At 54.0% G+C, this 10,614-nt stretch carries 7 protein-coding genes and 1 rRNA gene; 2 read left to right on the top strand and 6 right to left on the bottom strand.

Annotation, left to right across the window (positions count from 1 at the left end; translation table 11 throughout):
• Window positions 1–10: 10 nt before the first annotated feature.
• From WC7_RS01645 to pepQ, 5 genes are all read right to left on the bottom strand, one after another.
• Window positions 11–1,552: ribosomal RNA gene (locus WC7_RS01645) — 16S ribosomal RNA — on the bottom strand.
• 352 nt (window positions 1,553–1,904) lie between these two features.
• Window positions 1,905–2,450, bottom strand: coding sequence for a menaquinone-dependent protoporphyrinogen IX dehydrogenase (gene hemG / locus WC7_RS01650; RefSeq protein ID WP_016155152.1), 546 nt, complete (start codon window positions 2,448–2,450; stop codon window positions 1,905–1,907).
• An 11-nt stretch (window positions 2,451–2,461) separates the two neighbouring features.
• Complete coding sequence (gene trkH / locus WC7_RS01655; RefSeq protein ID WP_003017848.1) at window positions 2,462–3,913, bottom strand: Trk system potassium transporter TrkH; 1,452 nt, start codon at window positions 3,911–3,913, stop codon at window positions 2,462–2,464.
• A gap of 38 nt (window positions 3,914–3,951) precedes the next feature.
• On the bottom strand, window positions 3,952–4,566 hold the full coding sequence (locus WC7_RS01660; protein ID WP_016155151.1) for an IMPACT family protein: 615 nt from the start codon (window positions 4,564–4,566) through the stop codon (window positions 3,952–3,954).
• Window positions 4,566–5,897, bottom strand: a complete 1,332-nt coding sequence (gene pepQ, locus WC7_RS01665; protein ID WP_016155150.1) for a Xaa-Pro dipeptidase — start codon at window positions 5,895–5,897, stop codon at window positions 4,566–4,568. Before pepQ ends, WC7_RS01660 begins: the two co-directional genes overlap by 1 nt.
• 189 nt (window positions 5,898–6,086) lie before the next feature.
• On the opposite strand from pepQ, the gene fadB reads away from it, so the two are divergent.
• Both fadB and fadA read left to right on the top strand, forming a co-directional pair.
• Window positions 6,087–8,276: a fatty acid oxidation complex subunit alpha FadB gene (gene fadB, locus WC7_RS01670; protein WP_016155149.1), complete on the top strand. Its 2,190-nt coding sequence runs from the start codon at window positions 6,087–6,089 to the stop codon at window positions 8,274–8,276.
• 9 nt (window positions 8,277–8,285) lie between these two features.
• The gene (gene fadA, locus WC7_RS01675; RefSeq protein WP_016155148.1) at window positions 8,286–9,449 is read left to right on the top strand and encodes an acetyl-CoA C-acyltransferase FadA; all 1,164 of its coding nucleotides are present in this window, start codon (window positions 8,286–8,288) and stop codon (window positions 9,447–9,449) included.
• A 178-nt stretch (window positions 9,450–9,627) separates the two neighbouring features.
• Here the strand turns inward: fadA and WC7_RS01680 are convergent, their stop codons facing one another.
• Window positions 9,628–10,608 carry a LacI family DNA-binding transcriptional regulator gene (locus WC7_RS01680; protein WP_016155147.1) on the bottom strand — a complete coding sequence of 327 codons (981 nt, stop codon included), beginning with the start codon at window positions 10,606–10,608 and terminating at the stop codon, window positions 9,628–9,630.
• Between the last annotated feature and the right edge of the window lie 6 nt (window positions 10,609–10,614).

The raw sequence follows: 10,614 nt of genomic DNA, 5'->3' as shown, positions 1-10,614 counted from the left end.
TTCTTTAAGGTAAGGAGGTGATCCAACCGCAGGTTCCCCTACGGTTACCTTGTTACGACTTCACCCCAGTCATGAATCACAAAGTGGTAAGCGCCCTCCCGAAGGTTAAGCTACCTACTTCTTTTGCAACCCACTCCCATGGTGTGACGGGCGGTGTGTACAAGGCCCGGGAACGTATTCACCGTGGCATTCTGATCCACGATTACTAGCGATTCCGACTTCATGGAGTCGAGTTGCAGACTCCAATCCGGACTACGACATACTTTATGAGGTCCGCTTGCTCTCGCGAGGTCGCTTCTCTTTGTATATGCCATTGTAGCACGTGTGTAGCCCTACTCGTAAGGGCCATGATGACTTGACGTCATCCCCACCTTCCTCCAGTTTATCACTGGCAGTCTCCTTTGAGTTCCCGGCCGGACCGCTGGCAACAAAGGATAAGGGTTGCGCTCGTTGCGGGACTTAACCCAACATTTCACAACACGAGCTGACGACAGCCATGCAGCACCTGTCTCAGAGTTCCCGAAGGCACCAAAGCATCTCTGCTAAGTTCTCTGGATGTCAAGAGTAGGTAAGGTTCTTCGCGTTGCATCGAATTAAACCACATGCTCCACCGCTTGTGCGGGCCCCCGTCAATTCATTTGAGTTTTAACCTTGCGGCCGTACTCCCCAGGCGGTCGACTTAACGCGTTAGCTCCGGAAGCCACGCCTCAAGGGCACAACCTCCAAGTCGACATCGTTTACGGCGTGGACTACCAGGGTATCTAATCCTGTTTGCTCCCCACGCTTTCGCACCTGAGCGTCAGTCTTTGTCCAGGGGGCCGCCTTCGCCACCGGTATTCCTCCAGATCTCTACGCATTTCACCGCTACACCTGGAATTCTACCCCCCTCTACAAGACTCTAGCCTGCCAGTTTCGGATGCAGTTCCCAGGTTGAGCCCGGGGATTTCACATCCGACTTGACAGACCGCCTGCGTGCGCTTTACGCCCAGTAATTCCGATTAACGCTTGCACCCTCCGTATTACCGCGGCTGCTGGCACGGAGTTAGCCGGTGCTTCTTCTGCGAGTAACGTCAATCACTGCGGTTATTAACCACAATGCCTTCCTCCTCGCTGAAAGTACTTTACAACCCGAAGGCCTTCTTCATACACGCGGCATGGCTGCATCAGGCTTGCGCCCATTGTGCAATATTCCCCACTGCTGCCTCCCGTAGGAGTCTGGACCGTGTCTCAGTTCCAGTGTGGCTGGTCATCCTCTCAGACCAGCTAGGGATCGTCGCCTAGGTGAGCCGTTACCCCACCTACTAGCTAATCCCATCTGGGCACATCCGATGGCAAGAGGCCCGAAGGTCCCCCTCTTTGGTCTTGCGACGTTATGCGGTATTAGCTACCGTTTCCAGTAGTTATCCCCCTCCATCGGGCAGTTTCCCAGACATTACTCACCCGTCCGCCACTCGTCACCCAAGGAGCAAGCTCCTCTGTGCTACCGTTCGACTTGCATGTGTTAGGCCTGCCGCCAGCGTTCAATCTGAGCCATGATCAAACTCTTCAATTTAAGTTTGATGCTCGTGAATTAAACTTCGTAATGAATTACGTGTTCACTCAGAGACTTGGTATTCATTTTTCGTCTTGCGACGTTAAGAATCCGTATCTTCGAGTGCCCACACAGATTGTCTGATAAATTGTTAAAGAGCAGTTGCGACGCGCTTTAGCGCTCTGTCGCGAGGTCCCGTATATTACGTTTTCCTCATTCAGAGTCAAGCATTTATTTTTGCTTTTCTCCGCTGACCCGGCGGTTTGTAATCCGTTGTTCCGTGTCAGTGGAGGCGCATTATAGGGAGTTATTTCAGGCTGACAAGGGGAAATTTAAAATAATCTTCCGAGTGCGTATTTTTTATTCTTTGTGCTTATTTTGACAACGTTTTGTGGGTTAATTGGGCGATTTCCCGCGCGAAATCCGCGACCTGTTCCCAATCGGTATACACCACTTCTTTATTGGTATCTGTTTCACCGCCTGACATCTTCATTATCAGTTGGATCATAACGCGGTCATACCAGCGATAGCGGGGATACAGCAAAGCGCCAGCAATAACCGCACTGCGATCAGGCCGCCACGGCGAACTCATCAGGAACTTACGCGCATAGCTGTTAGTTTGCGGCGTGCGTTTCTCCGGTTTACGGGCAACCAGGTTTACGGAGTAGAAGGCACTCGGCATCGCGTTCAGCCGCGTGGCATGCTTTTTCACAAACTCCTGAAAAGCTGCATGGTAATGACCATAGCGAATTGAGGCGCCAATCACCACGCTGTCATAATTTTGCCAGTCAGGCTCCGCGGTACGATGCAAATTAACGACATCCGCCCAAACGCCCAGCTCTTTGAGTTCAGAAGCCAGATACTCGGCGATTTCACGCGTTTGTCCGTCCCGGGAAGAAAAAAGAATCAGTGTTTTCACGTGTTACTCCATTATTCACGCCAGAAAGTAGGGGTAAAGAGTACCAGCAGGGTAAAGACCTCCAGACGACCAAACAGCATATTGGCAATCAGGATCCACTTCGCCACGGGGTTCATACTGGCAAAGTTGTCGGCGACAACCCCCAGCCCTGGCCCCAGGTTATTCAGCGTCGCCACAACAGAGGCAAACGCGGAGAAGTCATCAACACCGGTCGCAATAATCGCCAGCATACTGATAATAAAGACCAGCGCATAGGCAGAGAAGAATCCCCACACAGCTTCAAGGATTCGCTCCGGCAAAGCACGGTTACCCAGCTTGATACTGTAAACCGCATTCGGGTGGACCAGTCGTTTCAATTCGCGGTTACCCTGCTTAAACAGCAACAGGATTCGAATCACCTTCAAGCCACCGCCCGTCGACCCGGCACAGCCGCCAATAAAAGCAGAACACAGCAACAGCACCGGCAGGAACAACGGCCAGCGGGCAATACTGTCCGTAGTAAATCCGGCGGTCGTCGCCATCGATACCACCTGAAAAAAAGCCTGGTTGATGGTCGTGAGTGCTGAACCGTAGGTATTGTGTATCCACAGCACCAGCGTACAGACAGCCACCAGCGTCAGCTGCACCCCAATGAACATGCGGAATTCTGGATCGCGCCAGTAGACCTTCAGGCTGCGACCGCTGAGTAAAGAGAAGTGCAGACCATAGTTACAACCGGAGATCAGCAAGAAGATAGCAATAATAGTGTTAATCGTGGGACTGTCGAAATACCCCACGCTGGCATCGTGTGTGGAAAAGCCGCCGATGGCTATCGTAGCAAAACTGTGCCCAATAGCGTCAAACGCGGGCATCCCGGCAAACCATAGCGCCAGCGCACACGCCACCGTCAGTAATACATAGATAAGCCACAGCGTTTTCGCCGTTTCGGCAATGCGCGGACGCATTTTGTTATCTTTCAGCGGGCCCGGCATTTCTGCCCGGTAGAGCTGCATCCCACCGACGCCAAGAATAGGCAGAATAGCCACCGCCAGCACGATGATCCCCATCCCGCCGAACCATTGCAGCATCTGTCGATAAAAGAGGATAGCGTGTGGCAATGAATCCAGCCCCACCAGCGTTGTCGCCCCCGTGGTGGTTAATCCGGAGAAGGATTCAAAAAAAGCGTCGGTTATCGTGAGGTTAGGGCTTTCCGCAAAGATGAACGGTAGCGCACCCACGCTACCCAGCACGGTCCAGAACAAAACGACAATCAGAAACCCTTCGCGCGATTTCAGCTCGCCCTTCTCTTTACGGTTTGGCCACCACAGCATGGAGCCGATCGCCAGAGCAACGAAGAAAGTTTGGGTAAACGCACGCCCTGCCCCATCGCGGTAGATGAGCGCTACCAGTCCGGGGATAATCATTGTCCCCGAGAATAAGATGACCAGTAGTCCAACGATTCGGGTGATGGCGCGAAAATGCATCTCTGCCGCTTCCTTAGTTCTTTAAAATGAGGTGGGGATTATTCTTCAATCGCTAACAATTGCAATGAACCACGACTAAAATCCGCCAGTTTTGCCGAAAATTCATCCACTTTGGCATAAGGAAGCGCCACCCTGAGCCGAACAAAAGCCTGGTAATCACTGGCAACAACTTTACCGTCAAACTGCCCCAGCAAAGCTTCAATGCCTGCCAGCTGACCGTACTCACACTGCAAAGTATATTCGGTTAATGGCGTCTTGCGCTGCGTCGTTAACTGACGCAACGCCTGATTCACGCCGCCACCGTAGGCTTTCACTAGCCCACCCGTACCCAGAAGGATACCGCCGTAGTAGCGCACCACCACCGCGGTAATCTCACCGATGCCACTCCCCATCAGCTGCGCGAGCATCGGTTTGCCTGCCGTACCAGCCGGTTCGCCATCGTCTGAAAATCCCAGCTGCTGCGAGTCATTGGGCGCGCCCGCCACCCACGCTACACAATGGTGGCGGGCGTCCGGGTGTTCCATTTTGACTGACTCAACAAACGCTTTCGCCGCGTCTACGCCGTCCGTATGGGCGAGCAGCGTAATGAAGCGGCTTTTTTTGATCTCTTCAACGACGCAAACCGGCGCCGCAGGGATTAACCAACTGTCCATTACGCCAGTTTTAAATCCCGTGTCATGTTTTCGATATTGTTTTCGTGGACCACCACGTTATCTTCAATACGAATACCGCCGAACGGTTTCAGGGCTTCAATTTTCTGCCAGTTGAAGTGTTTGCTGAACTGCCCTTCACGCCACGGCGCCAGCAGCGATTCAATGAAGTAGATGCCCGGTTCGATGGTCAGGACCATGCCCGGTTGCAGAACGCGGGTGCAACGCAGGTAAGGATACTTCGACGGCGCGGCCAGATGCGTACCGCTGTCATCTTGCATAAAACCAGCGACATCGTGTACCTGCAGGCCCAGCGGGTGACCAATGCCATGCGGCATAAACGGCCCGGTAAGATCGTTTTCCACCATCGCCTCTTCACTCATATCGGTGATGATTTGATGCTTACGCAGCAGCTTCGCGATGCGCTGATGGAACTGAATGTGATAATCCACGTAGCTGGTGCCCGCTTTCATAGTGGCAATCAGCGCCAGTTGCTCGTCATTCACATCCTTCACCAGATGCGCATAGTCGTTGTCGCTTTTCGCCGACCACGTACGCGTCAGGTCTGCTGCATAGCCGTTGTATTCCGCACCGGCGTCCAGCAGGAAGCTACGGATTTCAGACGGAGCCTGATGATCCAGCCTGGTGTAATGCAGAACCGAAGCATGCTCGTTAAGCGCCACGATGTTGCTGTACGGCACGTCGGTGTCGCGATGACCGGTAGCAGTCAGGTAAGCGAGGTTGATGTCAAACTCGCTCATCCCGGAACGGAACGCTTCTTCCGCGGCACGGTGTCCATTCACCGCCATTTTCTGTGCTTCGCGCATACAGGCCAGTTCGTAATCTGTTTTGTAAGCACGATAATAATGTAGGTAGTCGATAACCCCTTTCGGGTTGATATTGCTGGCCGCGATGTCCAGCTGCAGCGCGCGTTCCGGAACCGGACCGATGTAACCGATATTGCCGCGAGCAGCAGGCAGTTGGCTACCGATACCATCAGCTTTTGGCAGCGCGATGATCTCAATTTCTTCCGTCCAGAAAGAGGTCGGCAGCGGCTCAACGTTGTGCCAGTAATCGACCGGCAGGTAGAACCACAGTTTCGGCTTATTCACGCCATCCACCAGCAACCAACAGTTAGGAACCTGCGTTACAGGCACCCAGGCTTTGAATTGCGGATTGACCTTAAACGGGTACGGGTGATCGTCGAGAAAGACGTTAACAAGTTCTCCTGAGTGAATAAGTAACGCATCCAGCTTGAAGCGCTCCAGCGCGTCGCGCGTCCGTTCTTGTAGGGTAACGATATGATTTTTATAGAGTGCGGCCAGTGATTCCATTTTCTATCCTTCTGTTTTTTTGACCTCAAGTGTCCGCATCTTAGCACATCGGTTTGTGAGTGCGTGATTTCTGCCGAGCGTGATCAAATCGTCATTTCTTTAATCATTCATTTGCATTTTATTAACATAAAACACACACTTCGATTCATCTGGTATGACCAGATCACCTTGCGGATTCAGGAGACTGACATGCTTTACAAAGGCGACACCCTGTACCTCGACTGGCTGGAAGATGGCATCGCCGAACTGGTGTTCGATGCCCCAGGCTCAGTCAATAAACTCGACACGGCCACCGTTGCCAGCCTGGGCCATGCGCTTGACGTGCTGGAAAAACAACCGAATTTAAAAGGGCTGCTGCTGCGTTCTAACAAAGCAGCCTTTATTGTTGGTGCCGACATCACCGAATTCCTTTCACTGTTCCTCGTGCCTGAAGAGCAACTGAGCCAGTGGCTGCATTTTGCCAACAGCGTGTTTAATCGCCTGGAAGATCTGCCTGTTCCGACTCTCTCAGCGGTTAACGGCTATGCGCTGGGCGGTGGCTGCGAGTGTGTCCTGGCGACCGATTATCGTCTGGCTACGCCGGACCTGCGCATCGGCCTGCCGGAAACCAAGCTGGGCATTATGCCAGGCTTTGGCGGCTCCGTGCGTATGCCACGTATGCTGGGTGCGGACAGCGCGCTGGAAATTATTGCTGCGGGTAAAGATGTGGGTGCTGAGCAGGCGCTAAAAATCGGTCTGGTCGATGGCGTAGTGAAGCAAGACAAACTGCTTGATGGCGCGATCGCGGTATTACGTCAGGCGATTAACGGCGACCTCGACTGGAAAGCCAAACGTCAGCCGAAGCTGGAGCCGTTGAAACTCAGCAAAATTGAAGCGGCTATGAGCTTTACCATCGCCAAAGGTATGGTGGCGCAGACGGCAGGTAAGCATTATCCCGCACCGATTACCGCGGTAAAAACCATTGAAGCAGCGGCCCGTTTTGGTCGTGAAGAAGCGCTGAATCTGGAAAATAAAAGCTTTGTTCCACTGGCGCACACCAATGAAGCCCGCGCACTGGTTGGAATTTTCCTTAACGATCAATTCGTGAAAGCCAAAGCCAAAAAGCTCACCAAAAATGTTGAAGCGCCAAAGCAAGCGGCAGTGCTGGGCGCAGGCATTATGGGCGGCGGCATCGCTTACCAGTCGGCCTGGAAAGGCGTGCCGGTTGTCATGAAAGATATCAACGACAAATCATTAACGCTGGGCATGACCGAAGCGGCCAAGCTACTGAACAAACAGCTTGAGCGCGGCAAAATTGACGGTCTGAAAATGGCGGGCGTTATTTCCACCATTCATCCCACCCTCGACTATAGCGGTTTCGAACGCGTGGACGTGGTAGTTGAAGCGGTCGTAGAAAACCCAAAAGTGAAAAAAGCGGTACTGGCGGAAACCGAAGATCAGGTTCGCCCGGACACCGTACTGGCTTCGAATACTTCCACCATCCCAATCAACGAACTGGCCAGCGCGCTTAAGCGTCCGGAAAACTTCTGTGGGATGCACTTCTTTAACCCGGTGCACCGTATGCCGTTGGTTGAGATCATTCGCGGCGAGAAAAGCTCGGATGAAACCATCGCTAAGGTTGTCGCCTGGGCAAGCCAGATGGGCAAAACGCCGATTGTGGTTAATGACTGCCCTGGTTTCTTCGTTAACCGCGTGCTGTTCCCCTATTTTGCCGGTTTCAGTCAGCTGCTGCGCGACGGGGCGGATTTCCGCAAAGTCGATAAAGTGATGGAAAAACAGTTTGGTTGGCCGATGGGCCCGGCTTATCTGCTGGATGTGGTAGGTATTGATACCGCGCACCACGCGCAGGCGGTGATGTCCGCAGGCTTCCCTCAGCGTATGCAGAAAGATTATCGCGATGCGATAGACGCCCTGTTTGATGCTAAACGTTTCGGGCAGAAAAACGGTCTCGGATTCTGGCGTTATAAAGAAGACAACAAGGGCAAGCCGAAGAAAGAAGAAGATGCCACCGTTGACGCTCTGCTGGCAGAGGTCAGCCAGCCGAAACGCGACTTCAGCGATGAAGAGATTATCGCCCGCATGATGATCCCTATGGTCAACGAAGTAGTGCGTTGCCTGGAAGAAGGCATTATCGCCAGCCCGGCAGAAGCCGATATGGCGCTGGTATACGGTCTGGGCTTCCCTCCGTTCCATGGCGGTGCGTTCCGCTGGCTGGATACGCTCGGCAGCGCGAAGTATCTCGATATGGCTCAGCAGTATCAGCACCTTGGTCCGCTGTATGAAGTTCCGGTCGGTCTGCGTGATAAAGCGCGCCATAACGAACCGTATTATCCCCAGGTTGAGCCAGCCCGCCCGGTTGGCAGCCTGAAAACGGCTTAAGGAGTCACAATGGAACAGGTTGTAATTGTTGATGCGATCCGTACCCCGATGGGCCGTTCGAAAGGGGGCGCGTTTCGGAACGTGCGGGCAGAAGATCTCTCTGCACATTTAATGCGTAGCCTGCTGGCGCGTAATCCGGCGCTGGAGCCAACCGCGCTTGATGACATTTACTGGGGCTGTGTGCAACAAACGCTGGAGCAGGGTTTCAATATCGCCCGTAATGCCGCGCTGTTGGCGGAAGTTCCGCACTCCGTTCCGGCCGTCACGGTCAATCGCCTGTGCGGTTCGTCCATGCAGGCACTGCACGATGCGGCACGCATGATCATGACTGGTGATGCTCAGGCGTGCCTGATTGGCGGCGTTGAGCATATGGGCCATGTGCCAATGAGCCACGGCGTTGATTTCCACCCGGGTATGAGCCGCAACGTGGCGAAAGCCGCAGGGATGATGGGCCTGACCGCGGAAATGCTCTCCCGCATGCACGGCATCAGTCGTGAAATGCAGGACGCTTTCGCCGCACGTTCACACGCTCGCGCCTGGGCTGCAACACAGTCTGGCGCTTTTAAAAACGAAATCATCCCGACCGGCGGTCATGATGCCGACGGCGTGCTGAAGCAGTTTAACTACGATGAAGTGATCCGCCCGGAAACGACCGTTGAAGCGCTCTCCACCCTGCGCCCGGCGTTCGATCCGGTGAACGGAACGGTGACTGCCGGTACCTCTTCTGCGCTCTCCGACGGCGCAGCGGCGATGCTGGTAATGAGCGAAAGCCGCGCCCGTCAACTGGGTCTGACGCCGCGTGCCCGTATTCGTTCGATGGCTGTTGTCGGCTGCGATCCGTCAATCATGGGTTACGGCCCGGTTCCGGCCTCAAAGCTGGCGCTGAAAAAAGCGGGGCTCTCCACCAGCGACATCGGCTTGTTTGAGATGAACGAAGCCTTTGCCGCTCAGATCCTGCCGTGTATTAAAGATCTGGGGCTGATGGAGCAGATCGATGAGAAGATCAACCTCAACGGCGGGGCGATCGCCTTGGGTCACCCGCTGGGCTGTTCCGGGGCGCGTATCAGCACCACCCTGCTCAACCTGATGGAACGCAAAGACGTGCAGTTTGGTCTGGCGACGATGTGTATCGGGTTAGGTCAGGGTATCGCAACGGTATTTGAGCGAGTTTAATCAAAGATAAATTCCCCTAAATAATTCACGCTGCATTGCGGCGGCCACTGAACGAATCCCCGGGAGCATAGATAACTATGTGACCGGGGTGATCGCAGGCAGCCCACAAAGAGGCAGTGTGAATTATGACGGGGAAAGGTTTAGTTGCCGTTCTTCCCGCCTGTCAGGGGCGGGTTTTTTATTTCCCTGAACTACCACGCACCACTAACTGCACCGGCAGCAGCAGATTCTCTTCCTGATTTTCTTCCAGCAGTAAACGCAGCGCTTCACGCCCCAGCTGTTTTTTATCAACCGCAATGGTAGTCAGCGGCGGATGTGACCAGGCCGCAGCATCGATATCATCAAATCCCACCAGCGCAAGATCTTCCGGGATACGTATACCCTGCTGCGCACACACCTGCTGAACAACCATCGCTGCCGCGTCGTTATAGGCAAAAATGGCATCGGGCGGCTCTGGCAGTCTGAGTAGCTCATTAACCGCATCCACCAGAGATTGCTCGGTATCCAGCAGCGGCGGCGCAACGACGTCATACTCTGGCGGCATTAGCAAACGGGCTTCATACAATGCCTGACGGTAGCCCTTTTCACGCTGACGGATGCTGTAGTGCGCGAGCGTACTGGCAAGAAAAGCAATGCGGCTGCGGCCTTGCGCAATCAGATGTTGCGTGGCCAGATAGCCGCCCAGAGTATTGTCAGGATTCACGCAAGGCAGTCCTGGCGCCCAGAGATCCACCAGCACCAGCGGCAATTTCATCTGTTGTAGCAGCCCAAGCAACTCAGGTTCAAAAAATCCCGCGCAGATCAGCGCATCAGGCTGGTGCAGCATCACCTGCTCACTCACTGCATCGCCTGGACCTATAGAGAGAAAGCTCAGCGCAACCCCCTTTTCGCGACACAGATCTTCTATCCCCAGCAGCAGTTGAGAGTAAAACGGTAAAGCCCGGCTGATATTGTGCTGGCGATGCAGTAAAAACAGGACACGTTTGATTTTGTCTGCGCGCAGGCGTGAAAAATCATAACCCTGCTGCTGCGCCACTGAAATAATGCGCTGCCGGGTCTCTTCACGCAGCCCCGGTTGCCCTTTTAGCGCGCGGGAAACAGCGCCAACCGAGACGCCACAAGCGTCGGCAATGTCTCTGATACGTACAGGTTTCGTCATTTCAGT

It is taken from the genome of Citrobacter sp. KTE151 (genome assembly GCF_000398845.1).
Lineage (GTDB): Bacteria > Pseudomonadota > Gammaproteobacteria > Enterobacterales > Enterobacteriaceae > Citrobacter > Citrobacter braakii.
Note: the sequence above shows the minus strand (reverse complement) of the source record. Positions and strands in the feature narration are given on the sequence as shown.

Bases quoted from the DNA above. Each gene is read 5' to 3' on its own strand.
- trkH (WP_003017848.1), bottom strand. From the start codon at position 3,913: ATGCATTTTCGCGCCATCACCCGAATCGTTGGACTACTGGTCATCTTA.
- WC7_RS01660 (WP_016155151.1), bottom strand. From the start codon at position 4,566: ATGGACAGTTGGTTAATCCCTGCGGCGCCGGTTTGCGTCGTTGAAGAG.
- pepQ (WP_016155150.1), bottom strand. From the start codon at position 5,897: ATGGAATCACTGGCCGCACTCTATAAAAATCATATCGTTACCCTACAA.
- fadB (WP_016155149.1), top strand. From the start codon at position 6,087: ATGCTTTACAAAGGCGACACCCTGTACCTCGACTGGCTGGAAGATGGC.
- fadA (WP_016155148.1), top strand. From the start codon at position 8,286: ATGGAACAGGTTGTAATTGTTGATGCGATCCGTACCCCGATGGGCCGT.
- WC7_RS01680 (WP_016155147.1), bottom strand. From the start codon at position 10,608: ATGACGAAACCTGTACGTATCAGAGACATTGCCGACGCTTGTGGCGTC.